Raw genomic sequence first — 26,082 nt, 5'->3', positions numbered from 1 at the left:
CCTTACTTAGTACATAGAGTGGGTGTTGCTTTCGATATGTTCTTTGGTGATACGACCGAACATTTTCCAGTAACACCAGATGGTGTAAGCCAGAACAATCGGAACGAACACGCAAGCAACGTAAGTCATTAAGTTCAGCGTCATATGGCTGGAGGTTGCATCCCACATGGTCAGGCTAGCATTCAGCATGGTGCTGGATGGCATGACGAATGGGAACATGGCAATACCCGCCGTCAGGATGATGCACGCCAGGGTCAGCGAGGAGAACAGGAACGCCAGCGCGCCTTTCTCCAGACGAGACGTCAGCATGGTCAGCAGCGGCAGCAGTACACCCAGAGCCGGGATCGCCCACAGCGCAGGCATGTTATTGAAGTTCACCAGCCATGCGCCAGCCTGACGCGCCACTTCTTTGGTCAGCGGGTTAGATGGTGCCGTATGGTTGATCGCAGACGTCACGACATAACCATCAATACCGTACACCACCCATACGCCTGCCAGTGCGAAGCAGACCAGCGTCACCAGTGCAGCAACCTGAGCCGTCGCACGGGAACGCAGGTGCAGTTCACCCACAGTACGCATCTGCAGGTATGTTGCGCCCTGCGTGATGATCATCGCTACGCTCACCACACCCGCCAGCAGACCAAACGGATTCAGCAACTGGAAGAAGTTACCGGTGTAGTAAAGACGCATGTATTCGTCCAGGTGGAACGGTACACCCTGCAACAGGTTACCGAACGCCACGCCGATCACCAGCGGTGGAACGAAGCTACCAATGAAGATGCCCCAGTCCCACATGTTGCGCCAGCGGGTGTCTTCAATCTTGGAACGGTAGTCGAAACCGACCGGACGGAAGAATAAAGAGGCCAGCACCAGAATCATCGCCACATAGAAGCCGGAGAACGCAGCCGCGTAGACCATCGGCCAGGCAGCAAACAGCGCGCCGCCTGCGGTGATCAGCCACACCTGGTTACCGTCCCAGTGCGGGGCGATGGAGTTGATCATGATTCGACGCTCGGTGTCATTACGACCGAGGAAACGAGTGAGCATCCCCACCCCCATGTCGAAACCATCGGTGACAGCGAAACCGATCAGCAGAACGCCAATCAGCAGCCACCAGATAAAACGCAATACTTCATAATCGATCATTTGATGACTCCTGTCTTAGCGTGCCGGCTGAGTAGTCGCAGTGGACTGCTCGTAGTGATAGCGACCGGTTTTCAGGCTGCTTGGGCCAAGGCGCGCGAACTTGAACATCAGGAACAGTTCAGCCACCAGGAACAGGGTGTACAGACCGCAAATCAGCAGCATGGAGAAGATCAGGTCGCCTGCAGTCAGGGAAGAGTTCGCTACCGCCGTTGGCAGTACCTCACCAATGGCCCATGGCTGACGGCCATACTCCGCAACAAACCAGCCGGATTCGATAGCGATCCACGGCAGTGGAATACCGTACAGCGCCGTGCGCAGCAGCCATTTTTTCTCGCCGATGCGGTTACGAATGACGGACCAGAAGGAAGCCGCAATGATCAGCAGCATGATGATGCCGCAGCCCACCATGATACGGAATGCGAAGTACAGTGGCGCAACACGCGGAATGGAGTCTTTGGTCGCCATCTGGATCTGCGCTTCCGTCGCATCAGAAACGTTCGGGGTATAGCGTTTCAGCAGCAGACCGTAACCCAGATCTTTCTTCACGTCGTTGAACTGGTCACGTACCGCCTGATCGGTCGAACCGGCACGCAGCTGTTCCAGCAGCGAGTAGGCTTTCATACCGTTACGGATACGCTCTTCGTGCTGAACCATCAGCTCTTTCAGACCAGTGACCTGCTTATCAACAGAACGGGTGGCGATGATACCCAGCGCGTAAGGGATCTGAATCGCGAAGCGGTTTTCCTGCGCGTCCTGATCGGGAATACCGAACAGCGTAAAGGCAGCAGGCGCGGGTTGAGTTTCCCATTCAGCTTCGATTGCAGCCAGTTTGGTTTTCTGCACGTCACCCATTTCGTAACCGGATTCATCACCCAGAACGATAACAGAGAGGATGGCAGCCATACCGAAGCTTGCAGCGATAGCAAAGGAGCGCTTAGCAAAGGCGAAGTCACGACCGCGCAGCATGTAGTAAGAGCTGATGCCCAGAATGAACATCGCGCCGCACACGTAACCAGAAGCCACGGTGTGAACGAATTTCACCTGTGCAACCGGGTTCAGGACCAGCTCGGCAAAGCTGACCATCTCCATACGCATGGTCTCGAAGTTGAAATCAGACGCGATGGGGTTCTGCATCCAGCCGTTCGCCACCAGGATCCACAGCGCGGACAGGTTCGAACCTAATGCCACCAGCCAGGTGACGGCCATATGCTGAACTTTACCCAGACGGTCCCAGCCGAAGAAGAACAGACCTACAAAGGTGGATTCGAGGAAGAAGGCCATCAGACCTTCAATGGCCAGCGGCGCACCGAAGATGTCCCCTACATAGTGGGAATAATATGACCAGTTAGTCCCGAACTGGAACTCCATGGTCAGACCGGTGGCCACGCCCAGTGCGAAGTTGATACCAAACAACTTGCCCCAGAACTTGGTCATATCTTTATAAATCTGTTTGCCGGAGAGGACGTAAACCGTTTCCATAATGGCCAGCAGGAACGCCATACCGAGCGTCAGCGGCACAAACAGGAAGTGGTACATCGCGGTCAAGGCAAACTGTAAGCGCGACAGTTCGACTACGTCTAACATTATGACTCCTTGCTCATCGCATGAAGACTCCGAGAGTGAACCCCGTCAGAAGAGATCCACACGCATGCCCCAATACAAATTATTCGCATCCTGGTCGTCGTTATTACCCTGAAGAAGGATAAAAACGATGACGTCAGGTTACAAATAGGTTAATAAAAAACTCAAATTGATCCCGCAAATATAATACGCTGCAAAACCCTTACAATAAACAGGTTTTTATTGAATCACATTTACGTTTTTCGACGGCGATCAATTTATAGCAAAATTACCACTTTTCGGCCATTTTGATCGGGAACAATTTAGCGCTTTTCAACGCCTTTTTCCAAGGATTAAACATTGATTTAAATCAAAAACCAGCAGCAATGTTAATCATGTTTAATCGCGGTGAGAATGGTAAAAACCATGTTAACGATATGTACATACAAGGATGTGATAGGTTATCGAAGAAGGAAAAAATATAAACAGAAGTGATTTTTATTAACGCGAGAGAAATTGTCCTTTTCAAGCGCGACCAACAATAAAGCGTAGTCGAGCCAGATTATTTTTCCATTGCTTTTCTGCAACCCTTAGAAATTACATTTAATTTACCTTTATCACCCCATAAGTTAACACCACGGTGTGATTATTCAATGAAAAAAGGCCGCTAACGCTGCAGCCTTTTATCACTGTTTTCAGCCGACAAGCACGCTAAAGGTGCGTGACTGTCCAGGCCTGAATACCCCGGCAATGCCCTCGCCTTCATGCTGCGCTAACACCTGTTCATTCATGTCCGTTTCGCAGCACCGTTTCACCGTCGGATTCACAGATAACGTCGCATCACATGCGCTGGACGCTGACGGGTTAAACAGACGAAGAATAAGCTCATCACGATCTTCCGCCTTTTTGAGAGCACTGAGCACACATCCCGTTGGCGAAAGCGCTAACAAACTGTAACTTTCCGGCGTGGTAAACGGTGCGCGGTTCAGTTTCATGGCATCCCAGGGAATTTTGTTGTAGCACTGTACGGGCGTTAACCACGATTTAGCCTGCTGCGCGACACCCGCATTTTCCGGCGTACCGCTGAAACTGAAGAGACTAAAGCGACAGCTTAACGCGCCCCGAACCTGGGAGTCAGGAACGGGCAGTTTGATCCCTGATGGTCTGCCGGGACGCAACAGCAAATCTTCTTTGCCGAGTAGCCCCACGCCACGCAACAAGGTTACGGCAAAGGCTTTTTTATCCTCGCCCACCACTTCAAATTCGCGCAGTCCCTCGGTGAACAGCGCCAGCCCGTTTCGTTTCTCCTGCAGGACGGCGTAATTGAGTAAGTTCCAGACGGGAACCGGCGCTTCTTTCCAGCCCTCCTCCTGCCAGTTTTGCATGGCGGGATCCTGCGCAGCACGCGTGACCGTACCAAACTGCGTATCCGCTAACACCTCCTGGGCTGTAAACGGCGTTGGGATCAGCACGCGAACGCGGTGGTCGTCAGCCTGATTGTCCAGACGAACCGCCACATCAATGCGTCTGCTGTTGTGGCTAAGCGTGATTTCACACTCAGCGCTGAGAGAACCGTTCCTCTGACGCGCCGTGCGTTCGGCCAGATTAGCCGGAACAGCGATCCGATGACGGATCACCGCCCTGCTCTGCCAGCCTTCATGCGTCACCTCAACCTGATGCTCACCCTGTGCTGAAGTGAGCCTCCACTCTTCCCGGGCAGGCGAGTAGTCGTACTCATCGCCATCATCCGAACTCTCTTCGATTTCCAGTACGCGGTCATAAATCAGCCCGGTTTCTTTGTCACGCAGGCGCAGCGTGCCGTCTTCATTGAAATCAACCTGCCAGAACGCATTTTCAAGTAAGGATTCTGTGTTTTTCACCGCTGCGCGCTGCTTCCCGGCCACGTTCGGTTCGATAAACAACGTACGGTACCCCATCGATGGCAGTATCTGGCTGAGCTGAATATCAAACTCCATAAACGGTTCGTAATTGCCGTAATGGACAATCTGTCGGTCGATGAGACCGGGGTCGAGTTCGCGTGCGCTGCGAATGAAATACGGGATCTCGTTACCTTTATCATCCCGCAAACGGAACTGGCTGGCACGCAGTCGGATGGTGGTGTTCATCACCTCTTCACGCGGCCAGGGCATCAGGTTGAACATCACAAGCTTATCGGCATCGCTTTGCGGCATGTTGTCGACAATCTTGCGCATATAGAAACGCACCAGGTTGTCTGCCATGTCTTCAGCCAGTTCGAAGCGGGAGACAATCTCACGATGCACTTTGTCGCTGCAGCAGCAACCGATGCTGTCGTGAGCGTGGTTTTTGAGGATCTCTTTCCACATTTTCTCCAGCAGACCGTGGTGGTAATCGAAGCCCAGCGTCCAGGCAAGGGTCGCCAGCGGCTCGAGGATATTGACAATTTTGTTCTCAATACGCGCATGGGCGATTTTGATGTCCATGCGCGTAGAGCCGATTGTCCGGTGAACGCGCATGTATTTCCCGTCGATAAACTCCCCTTTTACCGTCGCCAGTTCATCGCGGTGCGCATCGATGTGGTCAAATACCTCTTCGAACCGACTCATCACAAACTGACGCTGGGGATAGATTTCTCGCAGCTTGTCAATTACTGCAAAAATATTCTGCTGCAGCGGCATCTGATCGTGACCGTTGGGCAGCAAAATCTCTTTGGTGACGGAGGCGCTTTCCAGCACCTCGAGATAGCTGTCGAGCCGCTTTCGCAGCCCCGCTTCGTCCTCCGGTAAGTACTTACCAATCGCGTAGCCCAGCGGCAGCACCTGTGCCGTCACTTCGCTGCCGTCCTGGCTCTGCCAGAGAAATTCCGTTTTATCGGTTCCGTGTCGTTCCGAGCAGCCGCGCCAGAACATGGTCCGCGTTATGCCAAACCCGTTATAAATATGCGGAAGCTGACCGGACATACCAAATGAATCCGGCAGATAGCCGATTTTCATCGACTCGCCGAACGCCATACAGTCGCGAATGCCATACATAAGGTTGCGGACGATCGACTCGCCGCTGACGAGGGTGGTATCAGTCTGGGTATACCAGGGGCCAATAATCAGTTTTCCGCGCTCGACAAGGGCCTTCACGCGCGCGCGGTTTTCAGGCACGACGGCAAAATAATCCTCCAGCACCGCCGTCTGCCCATCAAGGACGTAATATTTATACTCGTCATCCTGCTCCAGGCGGGTCAGGATCTCTTCCATATTATTGACCAGAAGAATACGTGACTCTTCGGTGGTGAAATACCACTCACGGTCCCAGTGCATATGCGGTGTGATATGAACGCGAGATACAGCTTTCATCTTCGTTTCCTGTGTGTGAGTTTTTACCGTATGGCGTCTTCAGTGACGTATTTGCCCTTTTTTACCGCCTGGCGTCGCCAGAGCAGCAGAATAAACGTGGAGATAGCGGCCCCCAGCAGCGCCGCGCCAAACCAGCCCGCCGCGGCAACCACACCAGTCAGCCCTGCGTCGTGAAGTAAAAAGAGAGAGAAAATACCCGCCCCCGGGGTAGACAACCCGATCCCCATCGCCCCAACAATCGCGCCGGTTACCATGGAGCCGAGCACAAAAGAGCCAATGACGCGAAGGGGATCTTCTATCGCCATCGGAATCGCCCCTTCGGTAATGCCCGCGAGTCCGAGCAGCCACGTTGATTTACCGGTTTCAATTTCAAACGGTTTAAACAGTCCCGGAGCCAGCATCGTTGACGCCGTCACGGTAAAGGCCGAGACCATTTTGACGGAGGCAAAGATGGCATAGGGACCGTATACGCCGTTCGCCATCGCGCCCAGGCAAAACGCGTAAGAGGCTTTGTTGACCGGCCCGCCCAAATCAAATGAACACATAAAGCCGAGGATCGCCCCCAGGAGCAGCGCATTCGCACCGGACAGACCATTAAGCCAGACGGTGAGCGTGTTATTAAGCCAGGCCACCGGTTCGCCGATCACAAACAGCATCAGGCTACCCGCCCCCAGCACGCCAATGACCGGATAGAGATAAAAGGTTAAAAAGCCGTTATAGCGGCTACTCAGGCGGATGTGATTTTTCACCCAGCGCATCAGGTAACCCGCGATCAGGCCGCCCACGATAGCCCCCAGAAAACCGGAGCCGATCATATTGGCAGCAAGACCAGCAGCAAATCCCGGTGTCAGCGCGGGTTTATCCGCCAGCGAGTAAGCGGTATACGCGGCCAGAACGGGAACCATCAAAATTCCGAGCATGCCGCCGCCAAGCTTGCGGTACATCCACAGCCACGAGTTTTCCTGGTCGGACAAGTGCTGCAAGCCCAGGATTTGCGCCAGCAGTACCGACAAAGCCAGCACCGTACCGCCAGCGACGATCAGCGGCACCGCAAAGGAGATCCCGCTGAGGAGCGCCTGTTTGAGCTCACTTTTTACGCCCGTTTTCGTTTCGGTATCGACGTACTCATGACCCGCATCGGATGAAGGCCGTAGCGCCAGTGCGCGCTCAATTAGCGCTTCAGCATGGCGCAGGGGCTCCGCAACGGGGACGGAAATCGCGGGGATCCCCTGAAAACGCTCACGCTCTTTGATCGCCACGTCTGCGGCAAAAATGCATGCTTTCGCCTCCTTCAACTGCTGCGCAGTGATGCGCCCCTCAATGCCGTTCGCCCCCTGCTTTTCGACCACCACGTTGACGCCCAGCCTGCGTCCCGCTTTTTCCAGGTATTCCGCAGCCATATAGGTATGCGCAATTCCAGCCGGACAGGCGCTAACGCAAACGATCGTCGGGGCATTCACCGCAACGGCGGCCTCTTGCGCTTCAGGGGGCGCTTCCAGTGCAGCAAGCACATCTTCCGCCGTGGTGGCTGCCATCACGCGCGCCCGGAGATCGTCATCCGCCAGGCGAGACGTCAGTTCCGTCAGTACCTGAATATGTGTCGACCCCGCTTCGGCAGGAGGAATGGCGAGAAGAAAAATCAGCTCAACCTCTTCCGGTCCGTCCACGCCTTCCCACTCCAGCGGTTCGCGCAGCGTTGCCACGGCGAAGGCCGCTTCTTTCACGACGGCTGATTTACCGTGGGGCACCGCCAGCCCTTCGCCCAGGGCGGTGGGGCCAAGCGATTCCCGATGGAAAACTTCTTTAAGAAAAGCATCGGCATCAGCGATTTTGCCCAGCGCCACCAGACGTGTCGCAAGCTGACGGATTGCCTCATCCCGGTAGGAAAACCGCGCCTGAACGCAAACTGCACGCGGATCGGTCAGGGTCGTCAGGTTCATAGTGATCCTCACATTTAGATCGTTATTGTCTGGGATGGATTCTGGCAGACATTATAATACATGTACGTGATCACTTTCACTAATAAGCTAATTTGTATTTTATTTGTATTATTTACAAATCATCAGTTGAATGCATAATTCCCTGAAAAGGTATTAAGCAGGCGCAATCAAATGGGTAATAAACCGATGTACCGGCAGATAGCCGATGCGTTTCGCGAGAAAATTAACGCCGGGGAGTTAAGACCCGGTGACGCGCTCCCGACGGAGTCCAGCCTTCAGGAGACGTTCAGCGTTAGCCGTGTCACCGTCCGGCAGGCCCTGAAACTGCTGGCTGATGAGCAGATTATCGAAAGCATTCAGGGCAGCGGCTCTTATGTAAAAGAGGAACGCGTAAATTACGATATCTACCAGCTCACCGGTTTTTACGAAAAGCTGGCGGACCGAAACGTCGATACGCACAGTGATGTTAAAATTTTTGAAGTGGTGAAAGCCGATGAGCGGCTTGCGGCAACGCTGGCCATCAATCCGGAGGATAAAGTCTGGCACGTGAAGCGCGTACGCTTCATCAAGCAGAAGCCGGTTAACCTGGAAGAGACATGGATGCCGCTGGCAATGTTCCCCGACCTCACCTGGGACGTGATGGAAAATTCGAAATACCACTACGTCGAGCAGATCAAAAAGATGGTTATAGATCGCAGCGAGCAGGAGCTGGTGCCGATCATGCCATCAGAGGAGGCGATCGCCGCGCTGGCGCTCGATCCGGCCAAACCGATCCTGGAAAAAGCCTCCCGCGGTTTCCTGAAGGACGGACGGGTATTTGAATACAGTCGCAACGTCTTCAATACCGACGATTACAAGTTCACGCTCGTTGCCAAACGCAGGCAATAAAAAAGGCCGCTTTTCAGCGGCCAACCATGTCGAAACGGACATTTTTTTACTTCAACGCTCCCCTGTCGGGGAGCAGAGAGGACTTACTTAATGATGGATTTCAGTGCTTCGCCGATATCCGCCAGGCTGCGAACGGTTTTCACGCCTGCGGCTTCGAGCGCTGCGAATTTCTCGTCAGCCGTACCTTTACCACCGGCGATGATCGCCCCTGCGTGACCCATACGCTTGCCTTTCGGCGCGGTCACACCCGCGATGTAACCGACAACCGGCTTGGTCACGTGTTCTTTGATGTAAGCAGCCGCTTCTTCTTCCGCGCTACCACCGATCTCACCAATCATCACGATCGCTTCGGTCTGTGGATCTTCCTGGAACAGTTTCAGGATGTCGATGAAGTTAGAGCCCGGGATCGGGTCACCGCCGATGCCCACACAGGTGGACTGGCCGAAGCCGTAATCGGTGGTCTGCTTAACGGCTTCATAGGTCAGGGTACCGGAACGGGACACGATGCCCACTTTGCCCGGCTTGTGGATGTGACCCGGCATGATGCCGATTTTGCATTCTCCTGGCGTGATAACACCCGGGCAGTTCGGGCCGATCATGCGCACGCCGGCTTCATCCAGCTTCACTTTCACGGTCAGCATATCCAGCGTCGGGATACCTTCAGTGATGGTGATGATCAGTTTGATGCCCGCATCGATCGCTTCCAGAATGGAGTCTTTGCAGAACGGTGCCGGAACGTAGATAACGGTCGCGGTTGCGCCCGTCGCTTCTACGGCTTCACGCACGGTGTTGAACACCGGCAGGCCCAGGTGCGTGGTGCCACCTTTACCTGGCGTGACGCCGCCAACCATCTGCGTGCCGTAGGCAATCGCCTGTTCGGAGTGGAAAGTCCCCTGGCTACCGGTGAAGCCCTGGCAGATAACCTTGGTATCTTTATTAATTAAAACTGACATTATTTCCCCTCCACTGCGGCAACAACCTGCTGAGCTGCATCCGTCAGACTTTTCGCTGCAATAATATTCAGGCCGCTGTCAGCCAGTTTTTTCGCGCCGAGTTCAGCGTTGTTACCTTCCAGACGTACAACCACCGGAACGTTAACACCCACTTCTTCTACCGCACCAATGATACCGTCGGCGATCAGGTCGCAACGAACGATGCCGCCGAAGATGTTAACCAGAACCGCTTTAACATTGTCGTCAGAGAGGATGATTTTGAACGCTTCGGTCACGCGCTCTTTGGTTGCGCCACCGCCCACGTCGAGGAAGTTCGCTGGCTCACCACCGTGCAGCTTAACGATGTCCATGGTGCCCATTGCCAGGCCCGCACCGTTGACCATACAGCCGATGTTGCCGTCCAGCGCCACGTAGTTCAGCTCCCACTGTGCAGCCTGTGCTTCACGCGGGTCTTCCTGAGACTGGTCGCGCATTTCGCGCAGATCCGGCTGGCGGAACAGCGCGTTGCCGTCAGCGCCCAGTTTGCCGTCGAGGCAGATCAGATCGCCCTGGGTGGTGATCACCAGCGGGTTAATCTCGATCAGCGCCAGGTCGCGCTCCAGGAAGATAGTCGCCAGACCCATGAAGATCTTGGTGAACTGCTGAACCAGCTTGCCTTCCAGACCCAGTTTGAACGCCAGCTCGCGACCCTGGTAAGGCATTGGGCCTGCCAGCGGATCGATCGCCACTTTGTGGATCAGATGTGGGGTTTCTTCCGCCACTTTTTCGATTTCCACGCCGCCTTCGGTAGACGCCATGAACACCACGCGACGGGAGCTACGGTCAACAACCGCGCCCAGGTACAGCTCTTTAGCGATATCGGTCGCTGCTTCAACCAGGATCTGGTTAACCGGCTGGCCGTTCGCATCTGTCTGGTAGGTCACCAGACGTTTGCCGAGCCAATGTTCAGCAAACGCACGAATCTCTTCTTTGCTCTTAACAACCTTCACACCGCCCGCTTTACCACGGCCACCAGCGTGAACCTGACATTTAACTACCCACGGGCCGGAACCGATTTTAGATGCGGCTTCTTCTGCTTCACGCGGGGTAGTACAGGCATAACCCACCGGAGCCGGTAAGCCATACCGGGCAAACAGCTGTTTGGCCTGATATTCATGTAAGTTCATGTGTTCTATCCATCCTTCAGGTAATCGTTAGGTAGTGCTTTTAGTGGCCCGGCAGCCATACGCCGCCGGGCAAGACTGCAAAACTACACGTCCAGCAGCAGACGCGTTGGATCTTCCAGCAGCTCTTTAATGGCAACCAGGAAGCCCACGGACTCGCGGCCGTCGATCAGGCGGTGATCGTAAGAGAGCGCCAGGTACATCATTGGCAGGATCTCAACTTTACCGTCTACCGCCATCGGACGATCTTTAATGGCATGCATACCCAGGATCGCGCTCTGCGGCGGGTTAATGATCGGGGTAGACATCAGCGAGCCGAATACGCCGCCGTTGGTAATGGTGAAGTTACCGCCGGTCAGGTCGTCTACGGTCAGCTTGCCGTCGCGGCCTTTAACAGCCAGCTCTTTGATATTTTTCTCGATGTCAGCCATACCCAGGGTATCCACATCACGCAGAACCGGGGTGACCAGACCACGTGGGGTAGAAACCGCCATGCTGACGTCGAAATAGTTGTGGTAAACCACGTCATCGCCATCGATGGACGCGTTCACTTCCGGGTAGCGTTTCAGCGCTTCAACGACAGCCTTCACGTAGAAGGACATAAAGCCCAGACGGATACCGTGACGTTTTTCAAACGCGTCACCGTACTGCTTACGCAGGTCCATGATTGGCTTCATGTTCACTTCGTTGAAGGTGGTCAGCATCGCGGTGGAGTTTTTCGCTTCCAGCAGACGCTCGGCTACACGCTTACGCAGGCGCGTCATTGGGACGCGTTTTTCGCTACGGGCACCCAGAGCAGGCTGAGCTGCTGCTGGCGCTGCCGCAGGGGCTTTCGCTTCTGCCTGAGCAGGTGCTTTCGCCAGGTGCTTGTCGATGTCTTCACGCGTCAGACGGCCACCCACACCGGTGCCTTTGATGGCAGCCGGGTCAAGGTTATGTTCAGCCAGCAGGCGACGGATCGCCGGGCTGAGGGCGTCGTTAGACTGTTCTTCCAGAGAAGCCTGCTGGCGCTGAGCCGGCGTAGAGGCTTTCTCTTCAGACTTGGCGCTGGACTCTTTACCCGCGCTGTTGCCTTCACGCAGGCGACCCAGGATCTGACGAGAGGTGACGGTCGTACCTTCATCTTCCAGCACCGCGTCCAGTACGCCATCCGCCGAAGCCGGTACTTCCAGTACCACTTTGTCAGTTTCGATTTCTACCAGCACTTCATCGCGCTTAACGGCATCGCCTGGTTTTTTGTGCCAGGTAGCGACGGTCGCATCTGCTACAGATTCAGGCAGGTCGGGAACAAGAATATCTACGCTACTCATTATGTATCCTTTAATTAATCGACGTTCAGCGCGTCATTGACCAGATCTTGTTGCTGCTTCTGGTGAACGGACATATACCCTACCGCCGGAGAGGCGGAGGCCGGGCGACCTGCGTAACGCAGAGCGGACCCAAATGGAATCACTTCACGGAAATGATGCTGGCTGCAGTACCATGCGCCCTGGTTAAGCGGCTCTTCCTGGCACCAGACAAAATCATGAACGTGAGCGTAAGGTTTCAGCACTTCCTGCATCGCCTGATGCGGGAACGGATAAAGCTGTTCGATACGCACGATGGCGACATCTTTCTGATCGTTCTTACGGCGCTGTTCCAGCAGGTCGTAATAAACCTTACCAGAACACATCACCACACGCTTCACGGCCTGCGGATCCAGCTCGTCAATCTCACCGATGGCTGGCAGGAAGGTGCCGTTTGCCAGCTCATCCAGGCTGGATACCGCCAGCGGATGGCGCAGCAGGGATTTCGGAGACATGACCACCAGCGGACGGCGCATACCGCGCAGTGCCTGACGACGCAGCATGTGGTAGACCTGAGCCGGAGTGGACGGCACGCAAACCTGCATGTTCTGCTCAGCGCAAAGTTGCAGATAGCGTTCCAGACGCGCGGAGGAGTGCTCCGGACCCTGACCTTCATAACCGTGCGGCAGCAGCATGACCAGACCACACATGCGGCCCCACTTCTGCTCGCCGGAGGAGATGAACTGGTCGATAACGACCTGCGCACCGTTGGCGAAGTCACCGAACTGCGCTTCCCAGATGGTCAGGGTGCGTGGTTCAGCGGTGGCGTAGCCGTATTCGAAGGCCAGTACCGCTTCTTCAGACAGTACGGAGTCCCAGACTTTGAACTGACCCTGACCGTTGTGGACGTGCTGCAGTGGGGTATAGGTTGAACCGTTAGACTGATTGTGAACCACAGCGTGACGGTGGAAGAAGGTACCACGGCCCGCATCTTCGCCGGACAGACGCACAGGAATGCCTTCGTCAACCAGCGTTGCATAAGCCAGCGTTTCCGCGCCACCCCAGTCAAACAGCTTCTCACCTGCTGCCATGGACTGACGGTCAGCATAGATTTTCGCCACGCGAGACTGCATCTCGATAGCGTCTGGTACGGTGCTGATGCGTTTAGCCAGCTCCTGCAAACGCTTCATCTCAACCTTGTTCGGGTAGCTCTCATCCCACTCGTGGTTGAGGTACGGCGACCAGGTAAAGGAGTGCATGTTCATCGGACGCAGCTCTTTCACTACGCATTCACCCGCATCCAGCGCATCGCGGTAGAGGTTGACCAGTTCGGTCGCATCTTCCAGCGTCGCCACTTTTTCGCTTTCCAGCTTGTCAGCATAGATTTTGCGTGGCGTCGGGTGTTTTTTGATTTTCTGATACATCAGCGGCTGGGTTGCACTTGGCTCATCCGCTTCGTTGTGGCCGTGACGGCGGTAGCAGAAGAGGTCAATGAACACATCGCGTTTGAAGGTATTACGGAAGTCCAGCGCCAGACGGGTAACGAAAGCGACAGCTTCCGGATCGTCCGCGTTCACGTGGAAGATCGGCGCCTGAACCATTTTACCGATGTCGGTGCAATATGGTGTAGAGCGGGCATCCAGCGGGTTAGAGGTGGTGAAGCCCACCTGGTTGTTGATCACGATGCGAACGGTACCGCCCACTTCATAACCACGCGCTTTCGACATGTTCAGGGTTTCCTGAACCACGCCCTGCCCGGTTACCGCCGCATCACCGTGAATGGTGATTGGCAGCACTTTGTTGCTGCTTGGCTCGTCCAGACGATCCAGACGCGCTCGCACGGAACCGATAACCACCGGGCTGACGATCTCCAGGTGTGACGGGTTAAACGCCAGCGCCAGGTGAACCAGACCGCCTTCGGTTTCGATATCAGACGAGAAGCCCATGTGGTACTTCACGTCGCCGGTGCCGAGGTGCTCTTTATGTTTGCCCGCAAATTCGTCGAACAGGTCCTGCGGTTTTTTACCCAGCACGTTGACCAGGACGTTCAGACGACCACGGTGCGCCATGCCCAGTACCACTTCACGGGTACCGCTCTTGCCTGCATGACGAATCAGCTCTTTCAGCATCGGCACCAGCGCGTCGCCGCCTTCCAGCGAGAAGCGTTTTGCGCCCGGGAATTTCGCGCCCAGATAGCGCTCAAGGCCCTCTGCTGCAGTCAGTTCGCCAAGGAAACGTTTTTTCTCGTCTGCTGAGAAATTCGCATGGCCCGCTACGGATTCGATACGCTGCTGGATCCAGCGTTTCTCTTCGGTAGAGGTAATGTGCATGTATTCCGCGCCGATGGAGCCGCAGTAGGTTTGCTTGAGCGCATCAATGAGTTCGCCCAGCTTCATCGTGTCTTTGCCGATGGCAAAAGAACCTACGTTAAAGCTTTCCTGGAAATCGGCCTCGGTCAGATCGTGATACGCCGGATCGAGATCGGCCACACGTTCTTGCTGCCACAGTCCCAGCGGATCGAGATTCGCATGCTGGTGACCACGGAAGCGATAAGCGTTGATAAGCTGCAGGACTTTAACCTGCTTCGCATTGGTGTCAGGGTCGGAAATCGCAGAAGAGTAACGTGAGGCATCCTTCGCCAGACGACGGAAATAATCACGTGTTTTGGAATGGAATTGATCCGGTTTGACCCCTGTGCCAGGCAACTGCTGGAACATGGAACGCCAGTTTGCGTCCACTGAGTCAGGATCGGTTAAGAAGTCTTCATAGAGCTGTTCAATCCAGCTCTGGTTCGCACCAGAAAGGAAAGAAGAGTCCAGCCAGGCTTTCATTGCGCCGTTCTGCATCGTGATCCCTTAAGCATTTTTATGCTTACTTTCGCCGTAGAAACTACCACGCACACCACGTGTACGTGCCGGGGTTCACCTGCGAGCTCTTTTCATTTGGCCCGCGAAGGAACCTTTAGAAACTGTCTAAACTTCAGGGCAGTTTTTAAAGGTTTCTGCAATTTTCCCGGTGGCGCTACGCTTACCGGGCCTACTGTTACGTAGGCCGGATAAGCGCAGCGCCATCCGGCGTTTTTACTTACGCACTGCGCTGCAGCAGCATCGACTTAATATGGCCGATGGCGCGCGTCGGGTTCAGTCCCTTCGGACATACACTGACGCAGTTCATGATGCTATGGCAGCGGAATACGCTGAAAGCGTCACTCAGTCCTTCCAGACGACTCTCGGTTTCGGTGTCGCGGCTATCGATCAGGAAGCGATAGGCAGCCAGCAGACCGGCCGGGCCGATAAACTTGTCCGGGTTCCACCAGAACGACGGACAGGACGTTGAACAACATGCGCAGAGAATACACTCGTACAACCCATCGAGTTTTTCACGCTGCTCAGGAGACTGTAAGTGCTCGCGAGCGGGTGGATTTTGCCCATTATTCAATAAGTAAGGCTTAATCTTCTCATATTGTGCATAGAATTGCCCCATGTCTACCACCAAATCACGCACGACCGGCAGGCCTGGCAGAGGACGGATAACAATTTTCTGACCAGGACGCTGCAACGCGGAAATTGGCGTGATGCAGGCCAGGCCATTTTTGCCGTTCATGTTCACGCCATCAGAGCCGCAGACCCCTTCACGGCAGGAGCGACGGAACGACAGTGTCGGATCTTTTTCTTTCAGCTGGATTAACGCATCCAGCAGCATCATGTCGCGACCTTCTTCCACTTCCAGGGTGTAGTCCTGCATACGCGGAGCATCATCAACATCCGGGTTATAACGATAAACTGAGAATTCGAGTTTCATTATCCTGTCTCCGCATTAGTAAGTACGAATCTTCGGCGGGAACGCCGGACGCAGTTTCGGTTCCATGTTGACGCTACGACGCGTCATGGATTCCGACTCTGGCAGATACAGGGAATGGCACAGCCAGTTTTCGTCATCACGATCCGGGAAGTCGAAGCGGCTATGCGCGCCACGGCTCTCGGTACGGAAGTTTGCCGACATCGCGGTCGCGAACGCAGTTTCCATCAGGTTATCCAGCTCCAGGCATTCAACGCGCTGGGTGTTGAACTCGCTGGAGGTGTCATCCAGACGGGCATTTTTCAGACGCTCGCGGATCGCTTTCAGCTGCTCAAGACCTTTGGCCATTGCGTCACCTTCGCGGAATACCGAGAAGTTATGCTGCATGCATTCCTGCAGTGCTTTACGGATTTCCACCGGATCTTCGCCGTTACGGTTGCCGTTCCAGCGGTTGAGGCGCTCAAGAGAGGCATCAATTTCGTCGTCGGTCGCGTCACGCAGCGCGCCCTGCTCGGCAATGGATTCCTGCAGATGCAGACCGACTGCACGGCCGAATACCACCAGGTCCAGCAGCGAGTTGCCGCCGAGACGGTTTGCGCCGTGAACGGATACGCAGGCAATTTCACCTACGGCGAACAGGCCAGGAATAACCACATCTTCGCCCTGCTCGTTCACGGTCAACGCCTGACCGGTCACTTTGGTCGGAATACCGCCCATCATGTAGTGGCAGGTTGGGATAACAGGAATTGGCTCTTTCACCGGGTCGACGTGTGCGAAGGTACGAGACAGCTCCAGAATGCCCGGCAGACGGGATTCCAGCACCTCTTTACCCAGATGGTCGAGTTTCAGCTTCGCGTGTGGACCCCATGGGCCATCACAGCCGCGGCCTTCACGGATTTCGATCATGATGGAACGCGCCACCACGTCACGACCCGCCAGGTCTTTCGCATTCGGGGCATAACGCTCCATGAAGCGTTCGCCGTGTTTGTTCAGCAGGTAGCCGCCTTCACCACGGCAGCCTTCTGTTACCAGAACGCCGGCACCGGCGATACCGGTTGGGTGGAACTGCCACATTTCCATATCCTGAACCGGCACGCCTGCGCGGATTGCCATGCCGACACCGTCACCGGTGTTGATGTGGGCGTTGGTGGTGGACTGGTAAATACGGCCTGCACCGCCGGTGGCCAGCACGGTTGCGCGGGCTTTGAAGTAAACGACTTCACCGGTTTCGATACACAGCGCGGTACAACCGACCACTGCGCCATCGGCATTTTTCACCAGATCCAGCGCATACCACTCGGAGAAGATGGTGGTGTGGTTTTTCAGGTTCTGCTGATACAGGGTGTGCAGCAGTGCGTGGCCGGTACGGTCAGCCGCCGCTGCGGTACGTGCCGCCTGCTCGCCGCCGAAGTTTTTCGACTGGCCGCCAAACGGACGCTGATAGATGGTGCCGTTTTCCAGACGGGAGAACGGCAGCCCCATGTGGTCCAGCTCCAGAATCGCTTCCGGGCCGGTCTTACACATATATTCGATGGCATCCTGGTCGCCGATGTAGTCGGAACCTTTTACCGTGTCGTACATGTGCCATTCCCAGTTATCTTCATGGGAGTTACCCAGCGCAACGGTAATACCGCCCTGCGCGGATACTGTGTGGGAACGGGTCGGGAACACTTTAGAGAGCAGCGCACAGGTCTGGCCGCTCTGGGAAATTTGCAGTGCGGCACGCATACCTGCGCCACCGGCACCAATCACAACAGCATCAAATTCTCTGACTGGCAGTTTCATTACACACCCCACACCACAACGAATCCATAAATAACGTAAACCACCAGTGCAACGACAATGGCCAGCTGCAGAGGAAGGCGAATCGCCAGCCGTTTAACGTAATCGGTCAACACCTGCCACATACCAATCCACGCATGAATAAGGATGGAGAACAGCGCCAGCAGGGTGAACACTTTGGTGAAGGCGGATCCGAAGAACCCACTCCAGATTTCCCACGTCAGCGTACCGCTGGTCGCGAAGAAACCAATCATATAGATGATGTAAAGGGTGAGAACGATGGCGGTAGCACGGACAAGAATGAAGTCATGTACGCCGTTGCGTCCTAATGCGGAGGCGTTGCTTACCATACGAGAACTCCTGCGAGAAGTGAAAGCACGACAGTAATCACAAATGAAATGTTAGCGGAGCGTTTCCCGGCTTCGAACGACTCTTCCAGGTAGCCAAAGTCCATCAGCATATGACGAACACCCACGACGACGTGGTACGCCAGCGCGGTCAGAATGCCCCACATGATGAATTTCACGAAGAAGCTGTTCATGATGGCAGAGGCCTGGAGGAATCCTTCAGGGGAGGAGAGGCTGGTACCCAGTAACCACAGCAGAATGCCGACCGCCACAAACGTAATTACACCTGAAACACGGTGCAGAATGGACGCTATTGCTGTTACGGGGAACCGGATCGTTTTCAGATCCAGATTGACAGGTCTTTGTTTTTTCACATTTCTTATCATGAATAACGCCCACATGCTGTTCTTATTGTTTCCTTCCTCCGGACTGCGATGCGGGTCAAGCAGCGTTCCTTTTCTATAACTGCGCGTCATGCAAAACAATGCTTCCAGATGCTTCAACGACACATTACAACGCTGGGTGGCTCGGGATTGCAGGGTGTTCCGGAGACCTGGCGGCAGTATAGGCCGTTCACAAAATCATTACAATTAACCTACATACAGTTTGTCGGGTTTTCTCTGGAACAGTGATCAGGGTCACGATAACAACATCTTTTTAATTTTTAATCATCTGATTTGACAAATGTTAAACAATATTGTTACAAACGTCATCAGAAAAGGCATATAATGCGCAAAAGTTATGAGGTCTCTCTTTCACCTGACAAATAGTTATGTAACAGTGTGATGGTATTGACCGAAGTTATCAGGACAGTTATTAGTGATATACAGGTTTGAATAATTCGGACTGCAAAAACGCTGATTTGCTGTTGTTTCACTGATATTTCATTCGTTTACCTGCAAGGCGCCATAGCTCTGTACCCTGGTTTGTCCTCGTGAGCTGAGCGGTAAGCCAAATAACAATCTGGTAACGGTGATTAACAGCTGAAAGCAAATCCGGTAAAGCGCAGTCTTAAGCATAAGGCGCTAAGGAGACCGTAAATGGCTGATACAAAGGCAAAACTCACCCTCAACGGTGGTGATGCTATTGAACTGGATGTGCTAAAAGGCACGCTCGGTCAGGATGTTATTGATATCCGTACGCTGGGTTCCAAAGGAGTATTTACCTTTGACCCTGGATTTACCTCTACCGCATCTTGCGAATCCAAAATCACCTACATTGACGGTGACGAAGGTATCCTGCTCCATCGCGGCTTCCCCATCGATCAGTTAGCCACCGAATCCAACTATCTGGAAGTGTGCTACATCCTGCTGAACGGCGAAAAGCCAACGCAGGCGCAGTACGATGAATTCAAAACCACCGTCACCCGTCACACCATGATCCATGAGCAGATTACCCGTCTGTTCCATGCGTTCCGTCGTGACTCTCACCCGATGGCGGTGATGTGCGGGATTACCGGTGCGCTGGCGGCGTTCTACCACGACTCCCTTGACGTGAATAACCCGCGTCACCGTGATATCGCGGCGTTCCGTCTGCTGTCCAAAATGCCTACCATGGCGGCGATGTGTTACAAATACTCCATCGGCCAGCCGTTTGTGTATCCACGTAACGACCTCTCCTACGCCGGTAACTTCCTGCGCATGATGTTCTCCACGCCGTGCGAAGAGTACGAAGTGAACCCGGTGCTGGAACGCGCAATGGACCGTATCCTGATCCTGCACGCTGACCACGAACAGAACGCTTCCACCTCTACCGTCCGTACCGCGGGCTCTTCAGGCGCGAACCCGTTCGCCTGTATCGCTGCGGGCATCGCCTCCCTGTGGGGACCGGCGCACGGCGGTGCGAACGAAGCGGCACTGAAGATGCTGGAAGAGATCAGCACCGTTGAGCACATTCCTGAATTCGTGCGTCGCGCGAAAGACAAGAATGACTCCTTCCGCCTGATGGGCTTCGGTCACCGTGTTTACAAAAACTATGACCCACGCGCCACCGTGATGCGTGAAACCTGCCACGAAGTGCTGAAAGAACTGGGTACCAAAGATGATCTGCTGGAAGTGGCGATGGAGCTGGAACACATCGCGCTGAATGACCCGTACTTCATCGAGAAGAAACTCTACCCGAACGTCGACTTCTACTCCGGTATCATTCTGAAAGCGATGGGTATTCCGTCTTCCATGTTCACCGTAATCTTCGCCATGGCCCGTACCGTAGGCTGGATTGCGCACTGGAACGAAATGCACAGCGAAGGCATGAAAATCGCCCGTCCTCGTCAGCTGTATACCGGCTACGAGCAGCGTGATTTTAAGTCTGATATTAAGCGCTAACAGACGTTGGGTGCGGCATGATGCCCTCACCCCAGCCCTCTCCCACAGGGAGAGGGTGAAAACCTTAAAAACGGTAACCCTTGGGTTACCGTTTTACTTTTATTTCTGGCAGTGCGGGCACCAGTAAAAAGGTCTCGAAGAGAGCATAATCCTGTCGATAATCCCGCCACACCGCTCGCACTTTTTCCCCGCCCGATGAAACACCTTAAACCGGAACAGCGCCCCGTGATGCCTGTTCTCATCTACCACGCCGCGCGTCGTGTAGGATAAACGCGGTATGTCCAGCAGCGCATGGGACAGCGCTTCCAGCTGTTCATCGCTGAGCTGCGAGGCTTTATGCTGCGGCGCCAGCCCGGCTTCCCAAAGGATTTCCACCCGCAGGTAGTTGCCGAGCCCGGCCAGAAAGGCCTGGTCGAGAAAAAGACCGGAAAACTGCCGATTGCGAAATTTGGGTGACAGCAAACGGGCTTTCACATCGCCAGCCGTCAGGCGCATATCCAGCACATCCGGCCCGACGCGCAGCAAGAACGGATGAACGAGCAACTGCTCAGGCGTTAACATTTCAATATCCGACGCGCTGTAAAGCAGGATGGCTTTATCCGCCGTTTGCAGCCTAACCCGCAGCACACGGGTGGTTTGCGGTTGTTCATCCGCGTTAACCACGCGCCAGACACCGTAAAGCTGGTTATGGCTATATAACGTCAGGTTATGGGAAAAGTGCGTGAGTAAGGCTTTCCCGCGCGTTTCAATATGGGTCACCGTCTGCCCCAGCAGCTGTGATTCAAACGGTTTGAGTTGCGGAAAGGCAAACCAGACATCCGTCAGCGGTTTGCCCTTTATCGCCGCTTCCAGGCTATCCGCCGCGCGGCGGATCTCCGGACCTTCTGGCATGTTATTGTCCTTAAATGATTATTCTGCGCTGACAAGAATACCCTCATCAGAGAACGCTGCCCGCAGGCGTCGCGCAAACTGGAGCGCATGCTCGCCGTCGCCATGTAAGCATACCGTATCGGCCTGAACGTTTGCCGATGTACCATCCACAGCGATGACACGCCCGGCGCGCACCATCTCCAGCGTCTGCGTCAGCGCTTTACCTTCGTCGGTAATGAGCGCCCCGGCCTGCGTTCGCGGCACCAGGCTGCCATCAGACTGATATCCCCGGTCGGCAAACACTTCCTGGCGGGTGGTTAACCCCAGGCGCTGCCCGGCGCGGATCAGCTCGCTGCCCGCCAGGCCCACCAGAATCAGCTGAGAGTCACAATCCCGCACCGCGCGGGCAATGGCGTCAGCCAGAGCAGGATCTTTCGCCGCCTGATTGTAAAGCATGCCGTGCGGCTTCACGTGGCGCAGTACGCCCTTCTCAGCGCGCACTATCGCCTCCAGCGCGCCAATCTGGTAAAGCATTTGAGCGTAGACCGTCTCCGGCGGCAGGTCCATCGCCGTACGGCCAAAGTTCTCCCGGTCGGGAAAGCTCGGGTGAGCGCCTATCGCCACGCCGTTTTTAATGGCATTGCGCACGCTCTCCAGCATGGTTTGCGCATCACCCGCGTGAAAGCCGCAGGCGATGTTGACCGAAGAGACCAGCGTCATCAGCTCTGCGTCGGCGCGGCTCCCCTCCCCCAGATCGGCATTTAAATCAATCTTTACCATCAAGCCTCCACGCCAGCTGTTCGAGATAACGCTGCTGATCCTGCCGCGCTTTCAGCGCCTCCTCCAGCGAACATTGCACGAAATGGATCGGCTGACCGAGGGGAATTTGCGCCAGATGGTAGCGATCCGCGTCAATAATGCAGGCAATGCGCGGATAACCGCCCGTCGTCTGCGCATCGTTCATCAGCACAATGGGTTGACCATTGCCCGGAACCTGAATGACGCCAGGCAATAAGCCGTGGGAGAGCAACTCCCGGTCGGTTGTTCGGGTCAGCGGCTGCCCCTGCAGGCGGTAGCCCATGCGGTTACTCTGCGGGCTAATCTTCCACGGCGAACGCCAGAAAGACTCTTTAGAAGCGTCATCGAACTCCTGATATTCCGGCCCCGGTAAGGCGCGGATCACGTTCCCCCACAGCAACTGTTTTACGCCCTGCGTCGTCGAGAAATCGCGTGTTGACGGCTTAATCGCCAGACGATCGCCATCGCGCAGCGAACGTCCCTCATGCCCGCCTATGCCCGCTTTCTGATCGGTACTGGCTGATCCCAGCACCTCCGGCACGTCAATGCCCCCCGCTACCGCAAGGTAACTGCGCACGCCGTGCAAAGGCCGTTTCAGCGTCAGACGTTGCCCGGCTTTCGCCCGCAACCGCCAGCCGGTCCACACCGCTTTGCCGTCCAGCGTGGCGTCACAACCTGCGCCGGTCAACGCAAACCAGGTTTCCTGACCGAACTCAATCACGCACTGACCCAGCGTAATTTCTAACGCCGCCGTGCTGCCTGCGTTACCCACCAGCAGGTTGGCAATCTCCAGCGAAGGACGATCAAGCGCACCGCAGTAGCTCACGCCAGACTGGCGCAGGCCAAAGCGGCCGGCATCCTGTACCGAGGTATAAAGCCCTGCGCGAAGTAACGTTAACATACCCCCTCCTTCTGCGGGATAAAGCGAAGGGTATCGCCAGGACGAAGGAGAATGGGTGCCTCCTGCCCCGGTTCAAATAATGGCATGGCGGTGTGCCCAATAAGCTGCCAGCCGCCCGGTGAGGTGAGCGGATAAATTCCGGTTTGTTCGCCGCCAATTGCCACCGTTCCCGCGGGAACGCTCAGGCGTGGCTCGGCCCGGCGCGGCGTATGCAGCTGAGGGGATAATCCGCCAAGATACGGGAAGCCGGGTTGAAACCCCAGAAACCAGACCACGTAATCCACCGAACTGTGCAGCTCAACTACCTGCTTCTCCGTTAATCCGCAGTGATCCGCCACCACGCCAAGATCCGGCCCACCCGTGCCGCCATAGACGACCGGGATTTCAATCATTCTCGATTCCGGCTCCAGCGCTTCGCTCTCTTCCCACCAGCGCTGAAGACGTTCAATAGCATCCAGCGCCTTTGTCTGCGGGTTGCGCAGCACGACGGTAATGTTATTCATACCAGGAATGGTTTCTACCACTTCCGGGATGTCAACCAGACGCTGTGTCAGCCGCCAGATACGCTTTTGCGTGGCAAGCGTGACCGGCGGTTCAAGTTCCAGTACAACTGCGCTTTCACCCAAAAGATAACAACGCGCTCTCTGCACTCGGGCACCTCTCATCAGGCGGGATTAGGGATATCAATAAAGGTCACATCCAGATCGGTATTTTCCGTCAGCCATTCACTGAGGGCGCGGATACCGCCACGCTCGGTAGCATGGTGGCCTGCCGCGTAAAAATGCAGCCCCTGTTCACGGGCTGAGTGAACCGTCTGCTCAGAGACTTCACCGGTAATAAACGCATCAACACCAAAACGCGCGGCGCTGTCGATAAAGCCCTGACCGCCGCCGGTACACCAGGCAACGCGCTTAACGGTATCCGGCCCCGTGTCGCCACACCACAGCGGACGACGCCCGAGACGTGCTTCGATCCACGAGGCCAGCTCCAGACCCGGAACCGGCATCGACAGCTCTCCCCACGGGACCAGCGGCTCGATTTCGCCCATCACAGTGATCCCCAACAGCTGCGCCAGCTGGACGTTATTCCCCAGTTCCGGGTGTGCATCCAGCGGCAGGTGGTAGCCGTACAGGTTGATGTCATTGGCCAACAGCGTTTTCAGGCGGTTGCGCTTCATACCGCGAATAATCGGTGATTCGTTTTTCCAGAAATAACCGTGGTGAACAATGATCGCATCGGCCTCCTGACGCACCGCTTCATCCAGCAATGCCTGGCTTGCCGTCACGCCGGTGATGATTTTTTGCACTGTCTCACGGCCTTCCACCTGCAGCCCATTCGGGCCGTAATCGCTGAAGCCGGCGGTATTGAGTTTTTCGTTAATCAGGCTTTCCAGTTCGCTGTTTTTCATCATCACTCTCTTAAGCTTTACGGGCGGCTTCATAGGCCGCCAGCGTGGCGACGCGCGCCTGTTTATGGTCAACAATCGGGCGGGGATAATCGAGCTTTACGCCCTGTTTATCCGCCCATGCCCACGGGTCGTGGATCGCTTTCGCAGGAACATGCCTGAGCGCGGGCAACCAGCGACGAATAAAGTCGCCGTTAGCATCAAATTTTTGTCCCTGAGTGGTCGGATTGAAAATCCGGAAATAGGGAGCCGCATCGGTACCGGTAGAGGCCGCCCACTGCCATCCGCCATTATTCGCTGCCAGATCGCCATCGATCAGCTGAGAAATAAAATAACGTTCCCCGACACGCCAGTCGATAAGCAGATCTTTCACCAGGAAGCTGGCGGTAATCATTCGCAGACGGTTGTGCATCCACCCGGTTTCATTCAACTGGCGCATCGCGGCATCAACAATCGGATAGCCCGTCTCCCCCTTTTTCCAGGCCAGTAAACGCGCCTCGTCGTGCTGCCATTTTACGTTATCGGTCCAGGGAATGAACGGGCGATGCTTGCAGAGATCGGGATGATAAGTCATCAGATGGCGATAGAACTCACGCCAGATCAGTTCGTTCAGCCACACCGACCCCGTCCCGCCGTCCAGCGCCTGCGGCTGCTCGGCCAGGAGACGATGCAGACACTGGCGAGGAGAGAGCACGCCCAATGCCAGGCAGGCCGATAATCGGCTTGTCCCTTCAACCGCCGGGAAATCCCTGCGCGCGTCGTACTCTCCCGCGCCCTGCTTGCAAAACTGGCGCAGCTTCGCAATCGCTGATTTCTCACTGGCAGGGAACAGAAGATCGTCGAACGACTGTTGGGGATAGTTAAACGTTAATTCAGGCAGATCGGTTATGGCATCACCCCGAACAGCGGGCGCGGCCACGCACTCAGGCAGCGCCTCTTTCAGGCGTTTAACAAACGCATTTTTAAACGGCGTAAACACTTTGTACATTTCGTGACTGCCGGTCATGACGCTGCCCGGCGCCAGCATGACGCTGTCATCAAATCCTTCACAAACTACCCCGTCCAGCATGTTTTCCAGCTGGCGATCCCGCCGCTGTTCGTTCAGCTCGTACTGATAGTTATAAAAAAGGTGTGTGACGCCGTTTTGCTGACAGATCGCCTGCAGCATCTGAAGCTGCGCGGCAAAATCACTGACCTCTTTGTAGATCAGCGGAATACCTTTTTCAGCAAGCGAGTGTTGCAGAACGTTCAGATGTGATTTGAGGTAAGCCGCCTGGCGCGGTGCCATATCATGCTGCTGCCACTGTTCGGGCGTAGCGATGAACAGTGCCAGCACGCTGGCATCCTCAGAACGACAGGCTGCCGCGAGAGCGATGTTGTCATGTACGCGCAGATCTGCGCGAAACCAAACCAGATGGGTGGGCATAAAACTCCAGGCAAATATCCATTATGTCCGTAAGGGCACGCCACCAAAGGAAAAAGTGGCGAGCTTTTACTGTACTTTGCCATGAAGTGTAGACGGGATGAAATAAAAAAGGCCGCCCGGGGGGTGGTAATGCCAGTCAGTTAAGTAACTGACTGGCATTACCCATTGC

Annotated in this window: 20 protein-coding genes; 2 read left to right on the top strand and 18 right to left on the bottom strand. The window is 55.2% G+C overall.

The window, feature by feature from the left end; genetic code table 11:
- Positions 1 to 6 precede the first annotated feature (6 nt).
- The 4 genes from cydB to mngA form a co-directional block, all read right to left on the bottom strand.
- Positions 7 to 1,146, bottom strand: a complete 1,140-nt coding sequence (gene cydB, locus AAER43_RS06445; RefSeq protein WP_014883044.1) for a cytochrome d ubiquinol oxidase subunit II — start codon at positions 1,144 to 1,146, stop codon at positions 7 to 9.
- Positions 1,147 to 1,161: 15 nt separating this feature from the next.
- Positions 1,162 to 2,730 carry a cytochrome ubiquinol oxidase subunit I gene (cydA, locus tag AAER43_RS06440; RefSeq protein ID WP_014883043.1) on the bottom strand — a complete coding sequence of 523 codons (1,569 nt, stop codon included), beginning with the start codon at positions 2,728 to 2,730 and terminating at the stop codon, positions 1,162 to 1,164.
- A 671-nt stretch (positions 2,731 to 3,401) separates the two neighbouring features.
- Complete coding sequence (gene mngB / locus AAER43_RS06435; RefSeq protein WP_050862808.1) at positions 3,402 to 6,032, bottom strand: mannosylglycerate hydrolase; 2,631 nt, start codon at positions 6,030 to 6,032, stop codon at positions 3,402 to 3,404.
- Between the two features lie 23 nt (positions 6,033 to 6,055).
- The gene (gene mngA, locus AAER43_RS06430; protein WP_057057587.1) at positions 6,056 to 7,972 is read right to left on the bottom strand and encodes a PTS 2-O-a-mannosyl-D-glycerate transporter subunit IIABC; all 1,917 of its coding nucleotides are present in this window, start codon (positions 7,970 to 7,972) and stop codon (positions 6,056 to 6,058) included.
- 171 nt (positions 7,973 to 8,143) lie between these two features.
- Here mngA and AAER43_RS06425 point away from each other — a divergent pair, with 171 nt between their 5' ends.
- On the top strand, positions 8,144 to 8,860 hold the full coding sequence (locus AAER43_RS06425; RefSeq protein WP_050862810.1) for a GntR family transcriptional regulator: 717 nt from the start codon (positions 8,144 to 8,146) through the stop codon (positions 8,858 to 8,860).
- An 83-nt stretch (positions 8,861 to 8,943) separates the two neighbouring features.
- On the opposite strand, the gene sucD is transcribed toward AAER43_RS06425, so the two are convergent.
- From sucD to sdhC, 8 genes are all read right to left on the bottom strand, one after another.
- Positions 8,944 to 9,813 (bottom strand): succinate--CoA ligase subunit alpha, encoded by an 870-nt coding sequence (gene sucD / locus AAER43_RS06420; protein WP_008501094.1) that lies wholly within the window; start codon positions 9,811 to 9,813, stop codon positions 8,944 to 8,946.
- Positions 9,813 to 10,979 carry an ADP-forming succinate--CoA ligase subunit beta gene (gene sucC, locus AAER43_RS06415; RefSeq protein ID WP_006809579.1) on the bottom strand — a complete coding sequence of 389 codons (1,167 nt, stop codon included), beginning with the start codon at positions 10,977 to 10,979 and terminating at the stop codon, positions 9,813 to 9,815. The genes sucD and sucC overlap by 1 nt, the downstream gene beginning before the upstream one ends.
- Positions 10,980 to 11,062: 83 nt before the next feature.
- Positions 11,063 to 12,286, bottom strand: coding sequence for a 2-oxoglutarate dehydrogenase complex dihydrolipoyllysine-residue succinyltransferase (gene odhB / locus AAER43_RS06410; protein ID WP_050862811.1), 1,224 nt, complete (start codon positions 12,284 to 12,286; stop codon positions 11,063 to 11,065).
- Positions 12,287 to 12,300: 14 nt separating this feature from the next.
- Entirely contained in the window at positions 12,301 to 15,108 is a 2,808-nt protein-coding gene (gene sucA / locus AAER43_RS06405; protein WP_014883038.1) for a 2-oxoglutarate dehydrogenase E1 component, read from the bottom strand.
- A gap of 238 nt (positions 15,109 to 15,346) precedes the next feature.
- Complete coding sequence (gene sdhB, locus AAER43_RS06400) at positions 15,347 to 16,063, bottom strand: succinate dehydrogenase iron-sulfur subunit SdhB (RefSeq protein ID WP_050862812.1); 717 nt, start codon at positions 16,061 to 16,063, stop codon at positions 15,347 to 15,349.
- Positions 16,064 to 16,078: 15 nt separating this feature from the next.
- A complete protein-coding gene (sdhA, locus tag AAER43_RS06395; protein WP_014883036.1) occupies positions 16,079 to 17,845 on the bottom strand; it encodes a succinate dehydrogenase flavoprotein subunit in 1,767 nt (588 codons plus the stop codon).
- The gene (sdhD, locus tag AAER43_RS06390; protein WP_057057586.1) at positions 17,845 to 18,192 is read right to left on the bottom strand and encodes a succinate dehydrogenase membrane anchor subunit; all 348 of its coding nucleotides are present in this window, start codon (positions 18,190 to 18,192) and stop codon (positions 17,845 to 17,847) included. The genes sdhA and sdhD overlap by 1 nt, the downstream gene beginning before the upstream one ends.
- On the bottom strand, positions 18,186 to 18,590 hold the full coding sequence (gene sdhC / locus AAER43_RS06385; protein WP_050862830.1) for a succinate dehydrogenase cytochrome b556 subunit: 405 nt from the start codon (positions 18,588 to 18,590) through the stop codon (positions 18,186 to 18,188). The genes sdhD and sdhC overlap by 7 nt, the downstream gene beginning before the upstream one ends.
- 639 nt (positions 18,591 to 19,229) lie before the next feature.
- Between sdhC and AAER43_RS06380 the strand changes: the two genes are divergently transcribed.
- Positions 19,230 to 20,513, top strand: coding sequence for a citrate synthase (locus tag AAER43_RS06380; RefSeq protein ID WP_014883035.1), 1,284 nt, complete (start codon positions 19,230 to 19,232; stop codon positions 20,511 to 20,513).
- 99 nt (positions 20,514 to 20,612) lie between these two features.
- Here AAER43_RS06380 and nei read toward each other — a convergent pair whose 3' ends face one another.
- From nei to phrB, 6 genes are read right to left on the bottom strand one after another with little or no spacing between them, the layout of a single operon-like run.
- Positions 20,613 to 21,404 carry an endonuclease VIII gene (gene nei / locus AAER43_RS06375; RefSeq protein ID WP_014883034.1) on the bottom strand — a complete coding sequence of 264 codons (792 nt, stop codon included), beginning with the start codon at positions 21,402 to 21,404 and terminating at the stop codon, positions 20,613 to 20,615.
- A gap of 18 nt (positions 21,405 to 21,422) precedes the next feature.
- Positions 21,423 to 22,163, bottom strand: coding sequence for a 5-oxoprolinase subunit PxpA (gene pxpA / locus AAER43_RS06370; RefSeq protein WP_050862813.1), 741 nt, complete (start codon positions 22,161 to 22,163; stop codon positions 21,423 to 21,425).
- Positions 22,150 to 23,082: a 5-oxoprolinase subunit PxpC gene (gene pxpC / locus AAER43_RS06365; protein ID WP_023336927.1), complete on the bottom strand. Its 933-nt coding sequence runs from the start codon at positions 23,080 to 23,082 to the stop codon at positions 22,150 to 22,152. The genes pxpA and pxpC overlap by 14 nt, the downstream gene beginning before the upstream one ends.
- Positions 23,076 to 23,732, bottom strand: coding sequence for a 5-oxoprolinase subunit PxpB (pxpB, locus tag AAER43_RS06360; protein ID WP_023336926.1), 657 nt, complete (start codon positions 23,730 to 23,732; stop codon positions 23,076 to 23,078). Before pxpB ends, pxpC begins: the two co-directional genes overlap by 7 nt.
- 14 nt (positions 23,733 to 23,746) lie before the next feature.
- Positions 23,747 to 24,490 (bottom strand): type 2 GTP cyclohydrolase I, encoded by a 744-nt coding sequence (locus AAER43_RS06355; RefSeq protein ID WP_023332413.1) that lies wholly within the window; start codon positions 24,488 to 24,490, stop codon positions 23,747 to 23,749.
- Positions 24,491 to 24,500: 10 nt separating this feature from the next.
- Positions 24,501 to 25,913, bottom strand: a complete 1,413-nt coding sequence (gene phrB, locus AAER43_RS06350; protein ID WP_014883029.1) for a deoxyribodipyrimidine photo-lyase — start codon at positions 25,911 to 25,913, stop codon at positions 24,501 to 24,503.
- Positions 25,914 to 26,082 lie beyond the last annotated feature (169 nt).

The sequence above is a fragment of the Enterobacter sp. FUJ80071 genome (assembly GCF_038739915.1).
In the GTDB taxonomy this organism is placed as follows: Bacteria; Pseudomonadota; Gammaproteobacteria; order Enterobacterales; family Enterobacteriaceae; genus Enterobacter; species Enterobacter kobei.
This window is presented reverse-complemented; position numbering and strand designations above follow the sequence as displayed.